Origin of the sequence: Bradyrhizobium arachidis (genome assembly GCF_015291705.1) — a bacterium.
Lineage (GTDB): Bacteria > Pseudomonadota > Alphaproteobacteria > Rhizobiales > Xanthobacteraceae > Bradyrhizobium > Bradyrhizobium arachidis.
The window spans coordinates 1916815-1936646 of record NZ_CP030050.1 but is presented as its reverse complement, the minus strand read 5'-3'; the positions used below and the strand labels follow the sequence as shown (position 1 = coordinate 1936646).

The following is a 19832-nucleotide window of genomic DNA, read 5'->3' as shown; positions in this document are numbered from 1 at the left end:
CGCGGCTCGCGCTCACGCGGCGCCGGCCGTTCATACGGATCGATGCTGATCTTAGCTTACAACTCGACAAGGTCGGTCGTCCGCCTGAGCTAGTTGCGGCGAGATGAGGTTCAACGGCCTCTTCAGCAAAGAGACAACCGGTGGCGCTAAGTGACCAATCTCTCGCAATCACAGCGAAGGATGGCCTCTACGCGAGGCGCATGCCACGGCCGCGGTCGTCCATCCAAGCATGCGTCAACGCATCACTTCTGTGCAGCTCGTCAGCGACGCAAAACAGGAAGAGCCCAACACTCCGCGCACTATTCAGCCGCTTGGACGTCTCGATCACGGAGAGGACACGTCGCGCACCTGTGGCTCAAGCCATTCCGAGTGCCTTAAGTCGCCATCAGCTGACCACTTCCTTCCGAGTCATCGCTTAGGTCCGCTGGGGTTGTGGCCGTCGCCACCGCTGTTACGTGTCAGCTGACATCCAATTGACAGCAGATTTCAACGTTCGGTTTCTCATGCCGACAAATGTCAAAAAGCCTGTCGTATTGCTCTAAGCGTAGTCCTTCAGGCCACGCTGCATCGCTGCGAGTTGAATTGCTGGACAGCAAGAGAGACGCGACGATCAAAGAACGAAACACTTCCGCCCCGACAAAATTGCAATTGAAAATTGCGGCACAACCACGTAACCATCCTATGGTCAATATTCCTGATCGTTACCAGCATCGTGTCACTTCTTCTGTTGTTTAATCGCGCCCACTCGACGGCGTCGACGCTCGGTCCGATAGCGACTGCCTCTAATTCCGACGTCTCCCTCTGGACCTGACTTCGATATTCCGATTTTTTGTTTCAACCTCGCGGAGGGAATTCCGTGGCTCATAGTCCGTCTCTGTTTTTCTATCTTCGGATCAGCGTCCTGGTGATCGTGGGTGTCTTGCTGCCTCGTGCGGGATACGCAGAATGCGTCGCCGATCCTCAGTGGTTACCGAAAACCCCAACTCCGACGTTTGATCGGCCGCCCCCCCATCCGGAGCCTGACTGCGTCTTCTACAAGCCAGCCTGGCAGAACTTTTTGTTCGCAGCCCAGCCCACGAACGGAAGTCCGACCTTCTTGTCTTATCCGACCATCGGCGACGTCTTCGGGCCTGCCGTCGCACCAACGTTGTCGCCGATCGCGGCTAAAAGGCTGAACTTGCTGGCCTTGGCACCGCGCGCGCTAAAAGGATCGAACGATCCTACGACCGACACGCCGCGGCTTCCGGGACCGAACAGCGCAACGTCGATAAACGCGGGCGTGCGCCAGGCGGGTTTCGCCGGGCTTCTAATCGATCAAAGCGGCCAACCGATTTTCTACGCGATCCATATGAACCAGACCTTCGCTGACTTTGTCCGGTCGAAGCAGTTGACCACCAAGGCCGCCGTCGAGAACGCCGACCCAAACCTCGAACTCCCGAAAGGAGCGGTTGAGCTGAAATCGGCTTGGCGGGTCGTCCCAAAGGGAAACGTTCCCGAGAACTACATCACGGTCGAGGCGAGTGTCCCAACGTTGAAGCGCAAGGGAGAGCTCCTAGAAGTCGACGAATCTGCCCCGCTGCGGAGCGAGACCGTCGCGCTGCTCGCCCTTCACGTGGTCTTTATACCAGAGGGCCATCCGGAATTCGTTTGGGCGACGTTCGAGCACGTCGACGCGAACGGGACGCGCGACCTCGCACCAGCCGCCGCTTCCCAACCATCTCCCGATAATGGACTGCCCGGTGGCGTGGATGGCCCGGTCAAGGCGCAAGACTTCGTTTTATACAAGGGTGGCACTCTCGCTTCGGCGGCAAATCAGTTCTTGACGGACGCCATAATGGCATCGTCGTTCGACGAGAGGCACCGGACTTTTCTCAGCGGCGGCAAGCCGCTACAAACGTCGATTTATCGTATGTTTCCTGGATCGAAATCCGTTGGCGCCGGGATGGATGAGGACGAAGATATCGTGGATCTCAACAAGTCCATGACGTCGCTTTTCGCGCAGAATGCGCCGAACGATCCGCGCCGCAATTACCGACTCGTCGGTGCAATCTGGATGGACAAGCCCGAGCGCTTCGCGCCCGGCATGAAGATTGAAAATCCGGCAGGCATGACCACGGACGATCCTGCGGCGATCGTCGCCGGTGAAGACGGCCTCTCCAGCATGGCCATGGAGTCCTTCACTCAGAACAGTTTCGTGAACTGTTTCAGTTGTCACGATACCCGCGTCGTAAAGGATCTGAACGGCAACGTCGTCCTGAAGGCGAAGAAACTGAACGTCAGTCACATATTCTCAAAGTTCGTCATCGATTCAAAGTAGCCGCGAGGGAAGGGAAAATGGGTTTTGGGCGAGTGAAGGAAATTCTCGATCAAGGTATGGCGACGTGGCAGCAAGCCAACGGGGAAGCCGATCTCAGTCGCCACGGTGCCAGTTTCAAATGGGATACGAAGGCAAACCTCCTCGCAGCGATTGGGCACGGAAAGCGCCTAATCCAACCTGAGCTGATCGGGCACGATGGAGCGAGTACGAATCTGGTCGTGGATCTGCGAACGGGTATCAGCAGCCCCGCGCTTCGGATGCCCAAGGGCGGTCCCTTCATACCCGACCCTCAAGTCCTCGAGATCGTCGACTGGATCAATCAAGGATGCCCCGATTGAATGTAGCGCATCGCGCCCGTTGCCGGGGTCCGACCGGGGATAAACGATGGAGGTCACGCGCCGCAGGACGATATTGATGTATGCTGCAGCACGTGGCTCGCCCGAGATATTGGTCGGAGCGGCCACACGAACTCAGACCGGTACCGTGCGGATATGCCAGACATCCAATTCAAGCCTGATATCGCTGCCGAGCCAAGTGGCGTCTAATGACCTCGTCCATTACCCGGCCCGCTGGGCGATAAGCAAGGGCGAGAACGGTGCATGCGCCCTGTCCTGGAGCGGACGCCAGACTGCTCCGAGCATCGTCAGCTCAAAGGCCACAGGCTTGTCAGCTGAGCAACCCTCCCAAATGAGTTCGAACTTCTGCAGCGCAGCTCGCTTCTCACGTAGATGATCATCCCTGCCATATATTGCGGAAAACAATTATGCTCATTCTTGATCGAACCAATCGTTCGCCCCGCGAACCACCCGTGCTCCACATGGGGTTAGCCAAGAGCAGCGAACAGCAGGTGAAACAAAGCGGCAAGACGGAGCACTAGGGCATCGCGTTCTAGGGCTATTTGCCCGCACCTCCTAACGCCAGCACACTATTCTTCGCTATTGCAATTTTGGCGTGATTGCTATCTGTTGATGCTTTAACAACTTTACATTGCCGGGCTCATTTTTTAGGGGGTGCTTTGATGAAAAGGCCGTCAAAGAGCGGTTCTCGCGGAAAGAAAGCAGCTGCCAAAAGGCGTATATTTAAAGCGGCTCGCAAAAAAAAGGTCGCCACACGAAAAACCGCAGCGAAGAAGAAGGCTGCAACCACAGCGCAGGTACGCGCGGCAGTACCAGAGCGCATGGGAGCGCTCGGTTGCTGCACGATCAAGCCTCCGGGCGAGGCAGACTTTCATATTCCTCATCTCACAAAGAAAGACTGCTGCGAGCGGGCGAGAGCCTTGGGCGCGGTGTGCCACTGGAGACCGGGTGAGTGCGCTTAGGGTTAGTGCGATAAACGCACTTGCAACTAATTGTTGGGGGGCAAGCGATTGCATTACGCGCACCGATTTCCTCTAATCCTCATTTTACTTGGCGCGTGCTCCGGCTGTGCCGTTCCCCGTTACGACGTTCCTTATGACAAGGCAGGCCAGCCAACGGTTGCGTCGATCGTAGCTCGAGTTCAATGCGAGATTCGGGATATGGTTCGGGATGATCGACCTACTGATCCCGTGACGTTCAGTCGAAATTTCTTGCTGGATGGTGACTACGATGTAGAGGTGTCGTTATCACTCGATGTAAATGACACCGGCGGCCTTACACCTAGCCTTTCTTATGCAACCCCGCTAGCTGCTGCTGCCACTACGCTGACCGTTGCTGGCAGCGCCAATTTGAGCGAATCGCGCGAGCACAATTTCACCGAAAACATTCAGCTTTCGACTCGGAAGATTTTCCAGGAGTGGAAGAACGGCGTCGATCCTCATGAATGCCCGCTTGTTGCGGACACCCCCCTCGCCGGAACGCTTGGCATTATCGACATGGTCGCAATGGCCAACAGCACCGCAGATTTGGACGAAAGTCGCAAGCTGACAGACGCGGGAGTTTTCGGCGGCTCAATCCAATTCGTGGTCACAAAGAAGATTACCGCGACAGGACCGACGTGGACGCTTGTGAGATTCAACAACATCTCTGCACTAGCAGATTTTTCTCAGGTGAACACGGACAAAATCACTCTCGCCTTTGCACTTGGTCCCAACGTCGGAAAGCCGATGCGTGTAGCGAGAGCGCGTAACCGCTACAATCCTTACGCACATGATTTCTTACAGCAGCTTCTAACAAGCTCAATCAATACTCAACTCACTAGGTTGCAGAACACGCTTCGCTGATTCTACAAGGCCATTAGGAAGCCGATGATGCCGTTTGTTACAGTCGCAGAAATCGAAGAAGCGGCAAGAGGCAAGAACCATACACGAGGCGTACGATGGTGATTTGCATCCGGATCAATTTCGACCGGCCATAACTGATAGAGTCATAAAGAAGACGATGCTCGGCCTTAAGTTCGCGCCGGGGGGGCATCAATGAGGCGATCGATCTTTTTAGCGCGACGTTTGCGGGATGAATTTCAGCAACGATCGCCGCAGAGACTGGCAAGGATGTGACTTCGGCCATCTTTTGTCCAACTGCCAGATTGCAAGATCGTGGGAAGGCACTTCTTCTCGCCGCACCGCTACAAAGTCGAAAGCTGTTTGTGCAACTCAAACGCGCTCATGCGCTTTTGGCAAACATTATTATCTGCCGTGGGCAGTATCATGCCGAGATCCTTGCTCCCGGAGCAATCAAGTTTGGGCGAGGTCATTTGACTCCAGTAACGAAAATGGGTCATTGAATCTCACCCGTCGCTGACGGCACCCAACAGCCTCTTGCGTCTGGCGTTCGCGAGATTTTTCGCGAATGTGAACCAAGCCACAAAGGCCCGCACCTCAAAACGATAAAGATGCGAAACTACCAGTTGTAGCGCACGGCTCTTGAACCCAGCCGCGGACGATCATTCCACCAAGTGATTGAGGGAGAATGTCCATGAGCGATCGCAAGGTCTTTACAGATAGCGTCACCGAATTGCCCACCCAGCCCGGAGTGACCAAGAGTGGTCTAATGGTGGCTCACGCAAGGAGCGACACCCGCAATGAGACGATGGAATTGCTCTTTTCACTCGAGATGCCTGACAAGGACGATCTGGAAAAGCGTGTTGCTGAGGGCGAGGTACTATCTGCCGAGCAATTGAGTCAGAAGTACCGACCCAAAAAGGCCGACGTTGACGCGCTCAAATCTTGGTTGACCGAACAAGGTTTCACCGTCGTCGGCGAGAGCCCGGGCGACACCGGAATATACGCCAAGGCCACTGTCGGTCAGATCGAACAAAGCCTGGGCGTCCAAATGGTGAAGGTTACGAACCAAGGAATAACCTACACCGCCGCTCAGAATGCGCCGAGCCTCCCCATATCCGTCGGCGCACCCGTCCATGCTATCATCGGCCTGCAACCATTCCGTCACGCTCACAAGCACATGGCGCGCAAGCTTGTGCACGGCAATCGCGTCACTCTGGATCGGCACGGGCTCCCCTCGCCAAATATCGCCAATTCTCCACCATATCTTGTTGCCGAGATTCTCCATGCGTACAATGCGAACGCGTTGGGTGTCACCGGCGCTGGCCAGACGATTGCGATATTGATAGACACTTTCCCAAATGATCACGACATCACTGAGTTTTGGAAAGCAAACGGGATCGCCGTCGACCTGACAAGGATCGGCAAGATCAAGGTGGGCGCTGGCCATCTGCCCGCCCCCGAGGGAGAGGAGACGCTGGATGTCTCGTGGACCAGCGGAATCGCGCCTGGAGCGAAGATTAAAATCTACGCGACCGGTTCACTTCAGTTTGTGGCGCTCGATCGGGCCCTCGATCGGATCATTGCGGACGCATCGAACGATCCGAGCCTTAGACAGTTGTCAATAAGCCTTGGACTGGGTGAAACTTTCATGGGAGGCCCAAACGGCGAAGTGGCCACCCAGCATCAGAAATTCCTCAGACTCGCTGCATTGGGTGTAAATGTCTTCGTGTCGAGCGGCGACGCCGGCTCCAATCCGAACAGCGACGGGCAAACCCCAAACGGCCCGCTTCAGGCGGAATATGCAGCCTCGGATACGGCAGTCGTTGCGGTCGGCGGGACCAGCTTGAGGCTCGCACCAGGGGACGGGTCCGTTGCTCAAGAGGATGGCTGGCCGGGCAGCGGGGGCGGTGACAGCATCTTCTTCACCCGCCCAATCTGGCAAACAGGCAAAGGCGTACCGACCGGAAGTAAAAGGTCGGTACCTGATGTCAGTGCGGCCGCCGATCCGAATGAAGGAGCGTTTCTGGTCCTGCACGGACAGCCCACCGGAATTGGTGGAACAAGCTGGGCTGCGCCGGTTTGGGCGGGTTTTTGCGCTCTCATCAATGAGTCACGCCAAAAAGCCGGACTACCCGCCCTTCCTTATTTGAATCCGCTGCTTTACCCACTCAACGGCACTGGTTGCTTCCGGGACATTACAGCCGGCAGCAATGGCGAATTCAGGGACGGGGTCGGCTATGACCGCGTCACCGGTTTGGGGGCGCCGGACGTCAAGCAATTGATCGCTGCGTTGACGCAAGCACCAATGCAGGCATCCGTCGCAGCGTAGAAGCTACACGAGGGAGCCGCTCCGGCTCACACCTGCCAATTCCGAGACCGATGCAGAGCTGGCTTCAAGCGACCAGCCCTGCATCGTTTCCTAGCCCGACTCTAAAGCGGCAGCAAAAAAATTCTGTACCGCGCGGTTTCGCGGCACCATAGGCGGGCTCGATAATCCGCCTAGCTTGGCAGAAAAGGGGTAAGCGTCGTTCTCAGGCCACGGCTTTAATGTCGTGACGGCAATAGGCCCACGGAAGCAGCTGATCGATGTCGCTATTCGGATGGCCGTTGACGATCCTGGTGAGGGCATCGGTCAGATAGACAAGCGGATTGACGTCGTTCAGCTTACAGGTTTCGATCAGGGATGCGATGATGGCCCAGTGCTCGGCACCGCCGTCGGAGCCCGCGAACAGAGCATTTTTCCGGTTGAGCGTGATCGGACGGATCGAACGCTCGACGGCATTGTTGTCAAGCTCGATACGACCATCATCGATGAAGCGCGTCAGGCCCTCCCAGCGCGAGAGCGCATAGCGGATGGCCTCGGCCAGTTTGCCCTTTTGGCTGATCAACGCGAGCTTTGCGCAGAGCCACCGCTTGAAGGCCTCCGCCAGCGGCCAGCTTTTCTGTTGTCGAACGAGACGGCGCTCCTCGGCGCTGCGGCCGCGGATGTCCTTCTCGATGGCATAGAACTCGGCGATATGCTGAAGCGCCTCGCTCGCAATGGGCGCAGGGCCAGGAGCAGCAAGTTCGTAGAAGTTGCGCCGCATATGCGACCAGCAGAATGCGAGCTGAACACCGCCACGTTCAGCGAGCTTGCTGTAGCCGGCATAGCCGTCGACTTGCAGGATCCCCTTGAAGCCTGCCAGATGAGCGATCGGTCGGTCGGCCTTGCGGTCGGGGGCATAGACATAGGCGACGCCCGGCGGATCGGCACCGTCCCATGGCCGGTCGTCCGCCGCATAGGCCCAGAGTTGACCGGTCTTGGTGCGCCCGCGGCCAGGATCGAGAACCGGCATCGTCGTCTCGTCGGCGAACAGCTTTAGTCGTTGCCTGAGCTTGCCAAGGAGGCGCTCATGCAACGGACGCAGGTGGAAGGCAGCCTGTCCCACCCAGTCCGCCAGCGTCGAACGATCGAGCTCAATACCTTGGCGGGCGTAAATCTGCGCCTGCCGGTAGAGTGGCAGGTGATCGGCATATTTGGAGACCAGGACCTGCGCGACGGTGGCCTCGGTCGGCAGACCGCCCTCGACCAGCCGGGCCGGGGCCGGCGCTTGCATGACACCGTCCTCGCAAGCCCGGCACGCGTATTTGGGACGCCGGGTCACGAGGATCCGGAACTGCGCCGGGACCAGGTCCAGCCGCTCGCTTCTATCCTCGCCGATCCGGTGCAACTCCCCCTGGCAACAGGGGCAGGTCTTATTGTCGATATCGACGACGACCTCAATCCGCGGCAGGTGCGCCGGCAAGGCGCCACGGTTGCCGCGGCGCTTGCGAGCCCGCGCCTCACGGCCTTCAGGCGCGCTGACGTCATGCGCCGTCTCGCTGTACGCGGCGACCTGCTCGACGTCTTCAAGGCCCAGCAGCATCTGATCTTCGGGCAGCGTCTCTGCCCGACGGCCAAAGCGATGCCGCTGCAATTCCTTGATGATCTGACGCAGCCGTTCGCTTTCGCACCGCTCGGCAAGCAGCATCGCTTTCAGTGTCTCGGGATCGTTAGGCAGGGCGTCGCTCACACGCAATTCAGAGCATATTCGCCGCCATCTGGCGACGCGCTCGATGCCCCTGATTCACTTCGCCGCAGCGCTGCCAACAACTATCCGGCTTGCGTTGGCGCCGGCGTCTGCCGCGCCTCATGCACGAGTCGCCAGTCGAGCCCTTCCAGTAGCGCGGACAATTGCGCCACCGACAGACGCATCACGCCGTCCTCGATCTTTGGCCAGCGGAAGATCCCATCCTCGAGACGCTTGGCGAACAGGCACAGACCCGTTCCATCCCAGAACACCAGCTTGATCCGGTCAGCCCGCTTGGCTCGGAACACATAGACAGCACCCGAGAATGGATCTGCACCCATGCTCTCGCGCACCAGGGTCGCAAGACCTTCCATGCCCTTGCGAAAGTCTACCGGTTTGGTCGCCACCATCACCCGGACCGCGCCTGACGGACCGATCACCGGCTCGCCTTTAGCGCCTGGATGATCGACGCAATCATCGCCGTGTCCGCTCCACGACCGGCTCGGATCGTGATGCCCTCGACTTCAATCTCGATGATCCCACTATCTGGCTTGCGAACCGCTTTGCGCTCCCGGTAAGCAGTCGACGTCGGCACCGCGGCGTCCACCACCGCCGGCACAAACTGTACTTCGTCCGCCTCGGAATGACCGCCTGCAGCTTCTCGCAACTGACGCCGCCAGCCAAACAGCTGCTGCGGTGACAATCCATGCCGTCGAGCCACGGAACACACCGAGTCGCCACTCGCCACGATCTCCGCGACGATCCGCGCCTTGTCCTCGTCGCTCCACTTCCGCCGACGACCAGCTCCGGTGAAGACCTCAAGCCGCCGCACTGGCTCCGTGATAGCAGTATGCACTGTGTCCATTCTAAGCCTAACGGTCGAAACCGAACCGCAGACTCGCAGATCGCCCCGTCATCCGGAAGGTGGCCCCGCAACAGCGCTTACGAAAAGGGCACCAAGCTCGCAGGTTTTATCGTCTCTGTTCTCGCGGTACTCATAGTCATACTTCAGTTCTTTGCTTGTCCTTTTTCCATTGAAGGCCTCCGAGAACCGACGTCGCACCTAGTCGGTAGGGTGCCTAAGAGACCAAAACAGCCGCCTCGTGCGGGCGTAGTTCAACGGTTAGAACGGCAGCTTCCCAATTTCATGACGCTGCAACTTCTCACAAGAGTGCGCGGGCCCACGGCGCAATGAAGGCAGCAAAACCGCAGTGGATACAAACTCGATCGCTTAGTGCCGGTCAAAGCGCCGACTGCATCCGATGCCGCCGTCGCGCACAGCCAGAGCTCTTGGTTTAGCGAAAGGCCCGGTCCAAATAAGCGTCAAGACGCGCTTGAGTAACAGCATCCAGCGCACTCTGCTCATTCGCTGATCGTACATTGGATCTTTGAAGGGCGGACCGAGCCGCCAACCCAGGAGCCACGATCGCAGCCGCAGCTGCCTGCCGCGAAGCCGTTCGTTTCGTCGTGTCGAGCGACAGACCGATGATCAGCGCGTGCTTATCCACTCTCGATCCGGAGATGCCGAGGCTTGCTGCGCTCGCCAATCCCCACCGGTTTCCCGACGGTGCTACTATAACGTGCGGAGAGGCTGATCCTGTAATGGTCGTGGTGAATGTCAATGTATCTGCAAAAATCGTCGCGCTCGTTTTGTCAGGCGACAAATTCTTGATTTCATTGACCTCAAAGAAGGTCGAAACCAGTTCGTCGATGCCGATCTTTCCTGCGATCGGGTAAGTGTAGTTGGATGATTTGTAGTCGTAGCTCGGCCCACACTCCAGCTGGCCATTCTCCAAGAGATCTTCGGCTGTCTCACTCACAACGAAATGCCTGAGATTCTCGCGCCTGAAATCGCCGCTTGCCGACAGGCCGAGTCCTGCGGCCCCATTGGTGAACAACTTGACGGGATCGAGGACGCCGGAAGCGCCGTTGTCCTCAGTAATGTCGAAGGAAAAATCATAAGCTATGCCAGTCCGGATGTATCGATCGTAAATGACCTGCTCGATCCCGTTTAGACGAGTCCTGAGGTTCGACGGCCACTGTCTTCCGCGGAGAGCGCTGAGCTCATCAATCAAAGGGTTCGCCAGATCCTCCTTCCGGAAGAGTGCAATCGCCTTGTCCTGGATTGCCAGCCGGCTTTCGCAACGAATGTATTGCACAAGCTCAGACGTGCGCACCCCGGTAACATCCTGTTGGACAGGATGGAGCGAACAGCCCGCAAGAAAGACCGTTGCGATGCAGGCCAACGGCGGCTGCCATCGCCTTTCACCCCATGCTTGGCTTAAGATCTTCGTGCGAATGTCGGGGTGCTTAGACCGCCTTTGCAGCATGATTATTCTCAAAGCAACTTGTTGAAACAAAGTACGAATACACAACAAGCAACGAATGCCATTCCCGCCGGATCGCGGCCGGCGGAAATGGCATGATGCAGTGTTTAAATCGCCGACCACCTTACGGCAGCCACGCGCAGGAATAAACGAGATACGAGTATGCGCGTTTCTGGACTGTTGTCAGCCACGCCCTCGGCGGGGCGCGCAACACACCAGGCTCTCAAGCTTCTTAGCCGCACAGACTAGAGCAGCGGCGGCGCCGTTTTTTTGCGTTTCCAACCCAAGTTACGCTGAACAAAAGCGCGGGACATTGCTTTAAAGCCGCAAGATGTCGCTCCCGAAGACATCCGGTCGCAGCTTGTCGCGGGCCATCTCGCACCGTCTGCCTAGCCAGTGCGTATTCTTCCGATAGGCGACCGTACCAAGCGTTTGCGATCAGGCTTTGCCAGCCACATCAAGGGGAGTCATACGTCGGCAACCGATTTGCGCGACGACGCGGAAGTCGCGGCCATTCGGAGGAAAACTCTTCCGTCGCCGCGTAGAAGATATCGACATTCCCGGACCACTCCTGTACGGAAGTGCACAATATTAAGCGCGCTACCTACGAGCGTGACCGTAATTCAATCTGTTTCGAGTCGCCCCTATGCTTGGGGCTCAATGCTTTCAATGTGAGCTGGCGCGAATGCTTGGTACCCGAGCCCACTCTGGCTTGCCAGCGACCTCCATTAATATGTGAGGAGAGGACGCGATGACTGTGCGCGAGCAGCTGTTTACTTTGTTGCGCAACCTTCGATGGATAATTGTTCTGTCGGTAGCTATCTCGGTGTTGCTTTACCTGCCGGATCAAATTCAGGAGCTCTACCGGATAGCCGCCGACGACCTTGGTTGGGTGACGTTCAAGGAGTTCGCTGCCTTGGGCGTGATTGCGATAGCGATTTGGGCAAGCGCGTTTCAGCTCACGACTGCATCCCTACCGCAAATCCCCCAGCCTTCCGCGCGCCTGGCTTTCTATATAAGACTTGCTCCCGTGCTGCTTGGAGCACTGCCGATCATCGCCGCCACAGCAGGTCAATTCGCCTCGCGGCCGGCGCGAAAGGTTGGCGAGGTCGAGGAAGTCGGAAGTATCTTCCGCATTCAAGACCAGGCGCTCGCGTTTGAGAGGAACGTGCTGTTCATCCTTGCGGTTACCATGCTAATCATGCTCGTCTGTTTCGTGGCATTTACTTGGCGAATGGGATCAAGAGATCGTTCGATTGATCTAGCGAGCCGCGCTAATAACGCTTACTTCATCCGTTACAGGTTTCTCGCGCTCTCGATCGGCGGCATCGTGCTGTTGACAGCAGCATTCCTTATGGTGCCTGATAGGCTCGCACAATTTGTCGGAGCGTTCGGCGTGATCGCTCTCTTTGCGATTTGCGTCCTTGGTCTTACGGTCCATTTCGCTCTCTTGACGATCAGATTTGCGTTTCCGTTTATTCCTGTTGTGTTTGGCGGGTTGTTTCTGCTTGCCTCCTTGTTGGGAGGTGACGACCACGAACTGCGTAACGTCTCTGAAGCAAACAGCTCCCCGGAAAAGGCGCGCATGTCCGCAGCCGCCGGATTCCGCGAGTGGCTTTTACAAAAACCGCGGGTAGAGGAAGCCAAGAGGCTCGGCGAATATCCCGTCTTCATTGTGGCGGCTCAAGGCGGCGGAATCTATGCCGCCAATAATGCGGCGCGGTTTCTTGCGCGGATGCAGGATCTCTGTCCGGCATTTCGCCAACATCTGTTTGCGATAAGCGGTGTGTCCGGGGGCAGCGTCGGTTCGGCAATCTTCGCCGCTGCGCTCCACGCCGAAAATGCGTCCCTTGATCCGAATGCCGTCGACGCAAAAACATGCCCCAAAATCGCGGATTTCCTGGCAGGGGTTGGACGGGTCCAAGATATTGACGCTCCTGGGCCGGTTGAGCAGCGCGTAGCAAGCGTCCTGACAACAGATTTTCTGTCGCCTTTGGTTGCCGGCTTTCTGTTTACTGACTTCACTCAGATGTTTTCACCGCTCGCGATCCCGGCCTTCGATCGCGCGCGCTTCCTCGAATACACGTTGGAGAACGCCGCTGACAGAGTCCTCCGCAGCAACAAGGGCGGCGGCAATCAATCCAATCTGCTAAGGGCTGACTTCCAGTCCCATTGGACGCCCGATAACAACATGCCGGCCCTGTTGTTCAACACGACAGATGCCGGCAGCGGCAAACGAGCCGTCATCTCTCCCTTTGATTTCGATCCGCTGCAGCCCAAAGACACGGACCTGTGTGTTCTTGCCGCGCTTGAACGTGCGGGCACTGGGGCGGACCAAACGGTCAAGAGCCATTCGCTGCATATTCCGCTCAGCACGGCCGCTTTCACGAGCGCACGTTTTCCGTGGGTGACGCCAGCGGCGACCGTCTCAGTCAAAAATGACTGCATAACCTCGCACCCGCAGGCGCGCCTGGTGGACGGCGGATATGTGGAGAACTCTGGGATTGAGACCGCGCTCGACCTGATTGAGAAGCTTAACGCCATCAAGGGCACCTCCGATGCGCCGAAATTCAGGATTTACCTGCTGTCCCTGGTCAGCGGGCAGTTCGGCGATCATGGTTCATTCATGTTCGGAGAGCTCATGGAGCCGGTGCGCGCGCTTCTAAGCACGCGGACCTCCCGTACCTATGTGGCCCTCAATCATGCAACCAGCATCGACCGTCGGCCGGACGCCGAAATGACGTCCAGTGTTCAGCGCTTTCCAACATTCGGCCGGACAGACATAACAGGTTTGTTTTATAGCCTTCCACTCGGCTGGACACTGTCCCAGAAGACCGAAGATATCATCTCATTGAGCAGCGGTCGCTTTTGGGACTGCGTGCCGAAGGACGACTTCGATCAGTCCCGCGAAAGGCAGAGCAATGCAGATTGCCTGCAGGTGAAGTTGTTCCATCTTCTGAATGGATCGGTCGCGGCCGCATTTGAAACGCTGAAGGATGCCAAACTTGCACGGGCTGCCTACGCCGACGAGCTAGCGAAGGAATATCAACCAACTCCAAAGATCAAGCCGCAGCCATTACTTGCGTGTTATGAGAGCAATTGGTTGCAACAGCGCGGTTATGAGGAATACCAGGAAAAAGTCGCCGCCTACGAGCACCAGCTGAGTCAATCGCGCAAAGATCATTCGCCGGCCCCTCCACCCGTTCCGCCATATCGCAAGAGCTATATGGCCTATTATCAGGCCGAGCAGGTCAAAGCCTTGTTGCAGGAATGGGATCGTGTCGAGGAAACGGATCCCCGTATCCTTGCCTATATTCTAGGATCCGTCTCATACGACAGCGCCGATTTTACTCGCAGCAGCGAGAACTTTTCTTACAGCGCGGTTTCTCAACTTCCGCAGAAATGGCGCGATCGCATTGACAAGAACAACTCAAGGCTCCTGGCCGCAAACAAGCCAGCGGTCGACGTGAACTCTTTGCTGAATCATCCCAAGGAACTGGCCAATTTCGTGCTCGCTTACGATGACAACGATTTTGGCAACCAGCCCGGAACGGACGACGGCTGGCTGTTTCGCCCGAGAGGAATGTATCAATTGGTCGGCCGTGAGCAGTATCAGGAAGCGCAGGATCAGATGGTGCAGCTACGCGAGCTACAAGGACTTGATCTGCTAACGCTACCCGACGCGCTATTTGATGCGAAGATCTCGGCTAAGGTTACCTTCGCTCACTTCCGACTGCACCGGTATAAGGACGGCCGGTTATCTCCGCCGAACAACCGCCGAACGCTGTTCGAATTGCTCAACGATCGTGCGAACGACTGGACAACGGTGCGCGCGTTGCAAACGGATATGACGCATCCAGCCGATCACGCGCGGGTCAATGCACGCAGTGAGATGTTCCTCGGCTGTATCGAGGAGGCGTTGCATCCGACGAAACTCAAGACCTTGCAAAGCCAATTCTACGGTGAGGAATGAAGGGTTTGATCCGGTCGCCCGCATAGCCTTGGGAGGCGCGTAGCGGCGAGATGTAGTTGTTCGACAGCTGATGTTTAAATTTTTGCTCTTACAGGGGGATTTTCCAATGATCGCGAGGGGTCAAATCAACGGATCTCTGCTTCCGCGACGGCTCGCAAGCTTGTTAGCGGCGGGGTTGATGTTCGTCGCAGCTTTGGACGTAGGAACGGCTCCGGCGCAAGCCGCGTCGAGGCCGCTTGCGCCCAATGATGTATCCATTCTCTTTCCTCCGCCGAAGTCGGCGGCCGACCTCGCCAATCTGATCGCCGTGTCCGATCTTGCGGGCCCTTCGGGATCGCCGCAGCGGCTGTTTTCCGACGCGGATTTCGCGCATTTTATCGCCAACGCCGAAAATCCGGAGCATCCGGGCGTGCCGGATTCGGGTGCACGGCACATTCAGTTTCCCGATGCCGTGAAGAAGATCGGCGCCTGGTTTGTGGCCGGGATCCGCATCGATCCGGGCGCGCCGGGATTGTCGCCGGAGATCATCGCGCAGTTTGGCCGACAACCACAGATCCGGCTCATCATTCAGCCGGTGACCAACGGGCCGGACGGCTTCAAGGTTCATGACACTGCAGGCCACCTTATCTTCAGCTTCACTCTCGCCCCGGACCCGCCTCTGGACGGTTGCGCGCCCTTCCCGCGATTCAAACCGGACGACGAAGCATTCAAGGCAATCCTTCGTGACGTCGCGACCTTGCGCGATCAGCTTGGGGCCGGACAGTTTGGCAATGTCAAAGTCTCGACTGCGGGTGATCTGAATGTGCATCCGGGTCTTGTAGGAGCATCGGCAAAGGCGTTCCGCGATGCCCTCAAGGCTTTGATTGAGAAGCACCTCTCGCCGCAGCGCCTCAATACCATGGCCGTGATGGGCATCGCCCCGCCCGAACCCTGGATTTTCGTGTCGATGTTAAGGGTCCCGCAAGCAGGCCTAATCCCAGTACCCGGCCCTACGCTTGATGGCATGCACGTGGCACAGATGTTCAGCGCCGTCGGCGGAAAGCACGTGGTCCCGGAACCGGGCGCGAACAATCAAAACCCGGTCACCTGTCGACACGCGGCGTTGCAAAATCCGCCCTTGCCCCAAGGTGATCGTAAGGGTGTTTCGACCTCCGAGTTCATCGATGGTAACGTGCCCAACAGCCGCATCATCGAGATCGTCAATACCATTGCCGATACGAAGAAGAGCCACTTCTTCAATACCGATTGCGTGAGCTGTCACACCGAGACGGCACAGCCACTCGCCAGGAAAATTCCAAATTTCGTAGCGCTGGGCGTCAACCGCGCGGTGTGGCCGAAAGAAGACTGGAATGTTCGCAACTTCGGTTGGTTTCCATCCTTTTTGCGCGGCGGCCCGGCAGCGGCGACGATAACCAGGCGCGCGGCAGCCGAGACGTCCGACGTGGTCGCCTTCATCAATAGCCAATTGTTGAACAAGTAACAGACGCCGTCGCCGTTTCCGGTAGCCTGCCGGGTCGGCTGGACGCATGAAAACGATGGATGGAGTCCTTGCTATGGGCAGACCTTCTTTTGGCTCTCGTCTTTATTCCTGGTTGATGCGCTGGCCTCATATCACCAGCCTGTTATTAGCAGCCGTCGTTGTCGTGATCGCGGCGGCCGGCCTGGTGTATTTCGCCCCGGAGAAGGTTCGCGACGCAGCCCTTAAGATCAAGAACGATGCCAATCTCGTCGCTCAATTACTGCCTGCGACCCTGCCCGAGCCATCAAAAATTGAAAGCGCTTATTGGCTCCCGCAAAATTGGAGCGCCCGCCAGCGTTACTGGTTTCACCACACATCGCAGGGAACAGCGACCATCCCTGTCCCTTATCAGTGGTTTTTGGCCCTGGAACGCCCGGAGCTGTCCTTCTCTTACACGAGCTTAACGGACGAGAACTACCTGCGCCGCCTCGGCTTCATTCCCAGTCCTGGCTCAAAGGACTTCGCGGGTATTGCGCCCGCGTACGGTTATCACGACGATGCGCCGAATGGGGACATAGCCAACCCCGGTTGGACTCCAAGCGCGCCCGCGAACCCGAATGCTTTGCCGGTCGGCTTTGCCATCCTCAAGGGCGGTTTCGATCCGGCGACTGGCGTCGCGTATGAAGATCAGATCGGGCTAACCTGCGCCGCCTGTCATACGGGCCATCTCGAATACAAGAATGTCAGCATACGGTTCGACGGCGGGCCGGCGATGGTCAATCTTGGCGAGGTTGAAAGAGCTGTCGGGCTGTCTATCGGCTACACGCTGATCTTGCCATGGCGTTTCGAGCGTTTCGCCAGCAAGCTGGAGCAGATCAAAGGGCAGAGCGTCGATCGAAATCAGCTTCGAAGCGATCTTGAGCTAGCACTCCAAAAGATCAAGAAGCAAAAGGCAGAGACCGACAGACTTTTGACAGGACAGGGAGTGGCGGATCTCGATGAAGGGTTCGGTCGACTTGATGCGCTGAACCGGATCGGGAACCAGGTCTTCTATAGCAATCTACTCGATCCCTTGACCGGCGAACTGTCCGAGCCACTCCTCAAGGGCAACTTCGCGCGCCACGATGCCCCCGTGAGCTTTCCACCGATCTGGGACACGCCGTATTTCCTTTGGGCACAGTATGACGCATCTGTTCTCAACGAACTCGTTCGCAATGCAGGCGAAGCGCTCGGTGTCAGCGCAAAAATCAATATGAGCGCTGCCGCGCCCGGAAGGCCGCTCTTTGCCTCATCCATACGTCTCTCCGACATCGCGCGGTTCGAAGAGCTTCTGCGCGGCACGGATCCCTTTTCGTCCGAAGATGCAGGAGGCAGAAAATTCACCGGGCTCGTGGCTCCCCGATGGAAGGACGCGCAGGAGAAATTCCGCGGTGACCCGGCCTGGGCGATCGATGAAAAGCTCGTTGAACAGGGTCGCGATCTTTATCGTGCTCACTGCTTTGAATGCCACCGAGGCCCGGTGAACGATGCGGCCTTCGACAAAAAGTGGCCGGAAGACTCATTCTGGCGCGCAGAGAACCCCGATCGCTCAGCCAAGAGCGAGAAGAATTGGGTAGAGGTCGGCGGACGGCATTATTTTAACGTCGTCCAGATGCCGGTCTCGGCGATCGGCACTGACCGCCAACAATCTAACGTCCTCACGACGCGGCGCGTTCACCTACCCGAGTCACTCGGATTAAATCCTGAAGATGACCTCAACAAAGCCGGAGGTTGTGGCCTTCTGGCGGATAAAGGCGTAGATCCTCTGTTTGTACTCGCGCTCATGGACGTGGTCGGCAAAACGATCGATCAATGGGACATTGCGAACGGCACTTCTGAAGAGACCAAGCGGCGAATGTGGGGGCCTCGGAAGAACTGCCAAAACCAGCGGGTCTATGTCGGGGCGCGTGCGAGCCACAACGGCAAGGACGAGACAGTACTCGCCCTTGAGCCTCAATACCGGGCTCGCCCATTGGACGGTGTTTGGGCAACGGCTCCTTATCTTCACAATGGGTCTGTTCCGACACTGAGAGACATGTTGGTGCCGCAAGCCGAGCGGCCGAGGTCGTTTTGCGTCGGCAGTCGTGCGTTCGACCCGATCAAGGTCGGGCTTGTTACAAAAGCAAAGGCGGTCGAGAGCTGTGCGGCCGGCCTTACGAACTTTGATGTGTCGCTGCTTGGCAACAGCAATCGCGGACATTCGTTCGAGGGCAAGGAAACCGACTTAACGAAGCTGCCGCCTGGCGTCATCGGACCAGAATTGACCGAAGCCGAGCGCCGAGCGCTTGTTGAGTATCTCAAGACTTTATGAGCGATGGGTTGCCCGTCGGCCTGTGTGTCGGCGCCGCCACCTTCGACTTTCCGCTGACGTCGCGCGCGCCTCGTCAGCGCGCGTGCCACTCGGGATGCGATCGAAACCTTGATCCCAAGGGGATCAAGGACAAATCTGGCTGACCCCGTGCAGCAGGCTCCCCGAGCAGGCTGCTGAGTCCCCTGCTATGGCCGAATACCGAGCGCCGTGAGGAAGGCGGGACCGCGAGCCGCTTGCCATCGCGCTCGATTACCACGACAAAAGACGCAGCGGACGGCGCTCCATGGCTCGTATCGACCTGATGTGCCGTCGTGAGAGCAAAATCCCAGCCACGATACCTTGCCATCAGTGCCGTCTTCGGCGTTAGCGAGGTTAACCAACGGCACAGCTTAGAATAAGCGCCCAAGTGCGTGTTCAGTCACCTAGACGCCACGCGGTCCGCCGCGAGGTCATGGATAATCCGAATTGGTCGCACGGATGATCCGTGCCGTAAATCAGATCAGTTATTAGTCGCCATGTTGGTCCGAGGAGGAAGCGATCAGTCCGGATGGACTGTCCGCCACGATTAACGGACCACTTGCACTCGTCCGCTAGTTGCGCTTGATTGCGCCTTTTGGGGCTCTTTTGATGACAGCAGCTACCAACCGCATAGGAAGCGGCAGAATTGCACCGACCTTTCGGCTTGAGGTCTGCGTACAGTGAGCGACTTTTTTGCTTGGCTTGAACCGGTCGCTCTGGGCGCCTTAGGAGCGGTCATTGGCTGGATTACTGCGGAGTTTGTCGGCAAACCTGTTCGCGCGTTCTTCGATCTAAAGAAGGAATGCATAGAGACCCTCATACATTTCGGCAATGTAAGCGCACTACCTGTTGAGTTACGCTCAAATATGTTCAGGCCACGAGACCCACAGGTCGAGGCGATAAAAAAAAGACTGGCCGATGCCAGGGAGGCTTTTAGAAAGTGCGGCAGCAGATTACAGGCATTCGCAGAGACCGAAACTTTAGCGGTCGTCGCGTTGGGTGCGATAGGATACAAGCCACGTGAGGCCGGGCGGGGGTTCATTGGGTTATCTGCCTCAATTGGCGATGAGGGGGCGACCCTGCACGGAAATCGGGTATTGATCGAACACGCATTGAGAATGGATCATTAGCCGCTTGCG

Annotated in this window: 13 protein-coding genes; 8 read left to right on the top strand and 5 right to left on the bottom strand. The window is 57.5% G+C overall.

Annotation, left to right across the window (positions count from 1 at the left end; genetic code table 11):
- Nucleotides 1-1096 precede the first annotated feature (1096 nt).
- The 3 genes from WN72_RS09255 to WN72_RS09245 all read left to right on the top strand — a co-directional run bounded on the left by WN72_RS09255 (nucleotide 1097) and on the right by WN72_RS09245 (nucleotide 4517).
- A complete protein-coding gene (locus WN72_RS09255) occupies nucleotides 1097-2317 on the top strand; it encodes a hypothetical protein (RefSeq protein WP_143130745.1) in 1221 nt (406 codons plus the stop codon).
- A gap of 17 nt (nucleotides 2318-2334) precedes the next feature.
- On the top strand, nucleotides 2335-2655 hold the full coding sequence (locus tag WN72_RS09250; RefSeq protein WP_092218192.1) for a hypothetical protein: 321 nt from the start codon (nucleotides 2335-2337) through the stop codon (nucleotides 2653-2655).
- Between the two features lie 1229 nt (nucleotides 2656-3884).
- Nucleotides 3885-4517, top strand: coding sequence for a hypothetical protein (locus WN72_RS09245; RefSeq protein WP_092218190.1), 633 nt, complete (start codon nucleotides 3885-3887; stop codon nucleotides 4515-4517).
- Between the two features lie 37 nt (nucleotides 4518-4554).
- Here WN72_RS09245 and WN72_RS09240 read toward each other — a convergent pair whose 3' ends face one another.
- A complete protein-coding gene (locus tag WN72_RS09240; RefSeq protein WP_143130744.1) occupies nucleotides 4555-4800 on the bottom strand; it encodes a hypothetical protein in 246 nt (81 codons plus the stop codon).
- Nucleotides 4801-5208: 408 nt separating this feature from the next.
- Between WN72_RS09240 and WN72_RS09235 the strand changes: the two genes are divergently transcribed.
- Nucleotides 5209-6846 (top strand): S53 family peptidase, encoded by a 1638-nt coding sequence (locus WN72_RS09235; RefSeq protein ID WP_092218241.1) that lies wholly within the window; start codon nucleotides 5209-5211, stop codon nucleotides 6844-6846.
- 202 nt (nucleotides 6847-7048) lie between these two features.
- Here WN72_RS09235 and tnpC read toward each other — a convergent pair whose 3' ends face one another.
- The 4 genes from tnpC to WN72_RS09215 all read right to left on the bottom strand — a co-directional run bounded on the left by tnpC (nucleotide 7049) and on the right by WN72_RS09215 (nucleotide 10896).
- Nucleotides 7049-8527 carry an IS66 family transposase gene (gene tnpC, locus WN72_RS09230; RefSeq protein WP_092218240.1) on the bottom strand — a complete coding sequence of 493 codons (1479 nt, stop codon included), beginning with the start codon at nucleotides 8525-8527 and terminating at the stop codon, nucleotides 7049-7051.
- A 122-nt stretch (nucleotides 8528-8649) separates the two neighbouring features.
- A complete protein-coding gene (gene tnpB / locus WN72_RS09225; RefSeq protein ID WP_092218189.1) occupies nucleotides 8650-9006 on the bottom strand; it encodes an IS66 family insertion sequence element accessory protein TnpB in 357 nt (118 codons plus the stop codon).
- Nucleotides 9003-9431 carry an IS66-like element accessory protein TnpA gene (tnpA, locus tag WN72_RS09220; RefSeq protein WP_092218188.1) on the bottom strand — a complete coding sequence of 143 codons (429 nt, stop codon included), beginning with the start codon at nucleotides 9429-9431 and terminating at the stop codon, nucleotides 9003-9005. The genes tnpB and tnpA overlap by 4 nt, the downstream gene beginning before the upstream one ends.
- Before the next feature lie 430 nt (nucleotides 9432-9861).
- Entirely contained in the window at nucleotides 9862-10896 is a 1035-nt protein-coding gene (locus WN72_RS09215) for a hypothetical protein (protein WP_092218187.1), read from the bottom strand.
- Nucleotides 10897-11644: 748 nt separating this feature from the next.
- Between WN72_RS09215 and WN72_RS09210 the strand changes: the two genes are divergently transcribed.
- The 4 genes from WN72_RS09210 to WN72_RS09195 all read left to right on the top strand — a co-directional run bounded on the left by WN72_RS09210 (nucleotide 11645) and on the right by WN72_RS09195 (nucleotide 19823).
- The gene (locus tag WN72_RS09210; RefSeq protein ID WP_244553883.1) at nucleotides 11645-14866 is read left to right on the top strand and encodes a hypothetical protein; all 3222 of its coding nucleotides are present in this window, start codon (nucleotides 11645-11647) and stop codon (nucleotides 14864-14866) included.
- Between the two features lie 178 nt (nucleotides 14867-15044).
- A complete protein-coding gene (locus WN72_RS09205) occupies nucleotides 15045-16346 on the top strand; it encodes a hypothetical protein (RefSeq protein WP_244553882.1) in 1302 nt (433 codons plus the stop codon).
- 46 nt (nucleotides 16347-16392) lie between these two features.
- On the top strand, nucleotides 16393-18675 hold the full coding sequence (locus WN72_RS09200; RefSeq protein WP_283807156.1) for a di-heme-cytochrome C peroxidase: 2283 nt from the start codon (nucleotides 16393-16395) through the stop codon (nucleotides 18673-18675).
- Nucleotides 18676-19373: 698 nt separating this feature from the next.
- Nucleotides 19374-19823 (top strand): hypothetical protein, encoded by a 450-nt coding sequence (locus WN72_RS09195; RefSeq protein WP_092218185.1) that lies wholly within the window; start codon nucleotides 19374-19376, stop codon nucleotides 19821-19823.
- The last annotated feature ends 9 nt before the right edge of the window (nucleotides 19824-19832 follow it).

What these genes read in the sequence shown, in the direction of transcription:
- WN72_RS09200 (WP_283807156.1), top strand. Translation starts at nt 16,393, where the DNA reads ATGAAAACGATGGATGGAGTCCTTGCTATGGGCAGACCTTCTTTTGGC.
- WN72_RS09205 (WP_244553882.1), top strand. Translation starts at nt 15,045, where the DNA reads ATGTTCGTCGCAGCTTTGGACGTAGGAACGGCTCCGGCGCAAGCCGCG.
- WN72_RS09240 (WP_143130744.1), bottom strand. Translation starts at nt 4,800, where the DNA reads ATGGCCGAAGTCACATCCTTGCCAGTCTCTGCGGCGATCGTTGCTGAA.
- WN72_RS09235 (WP_092218241.1), top strand. Translation starts at nt 5,209, where the DNA reads ATGAGCGATCGCAAGGTCTTTACAGATAGCGTCACCGAATTGCCCACC.
- WN72_RS09215 (WP_092218187.1), bottom strand. Translation starts at nt 10,896, where the DNA reads ATGCTGCAAAGGCGGTCTAAGCACCCCGACATTCGCACGAAGATCTTA.
- tnpC (WP_092218240.1), bottom strand. Translation starts at nt 8,527, where the DNA reads ATGCTGCTTGCCGAGCGGTGCGAAAGCGAACGGCTGCGTCAGATCATC.
- WN72_RS09210 (WP_244553883.1), top strand. Translation starts at nt 11,645, where the DNA reads ATGACTGTGCGCGAGCAGCTGTTTACTTTGTTGCGCAACCTTCGATGG.
- tnpA (WP_092218188.1), bottom strand. Translation starts at nt 9,431, where the DNA reads ATGGACACAGTGCATACTGCTATCACGGAGCCAGTGCGGCGGCTTGAG.
- WN72_RS09250 (WP_092218192.1), top strand. Translation starts at nt 2,335, where the DNA reads ATGGGTTTTGGGCGAGTGAAGGAAATTCTCGATCAAGGTATGGCGACG.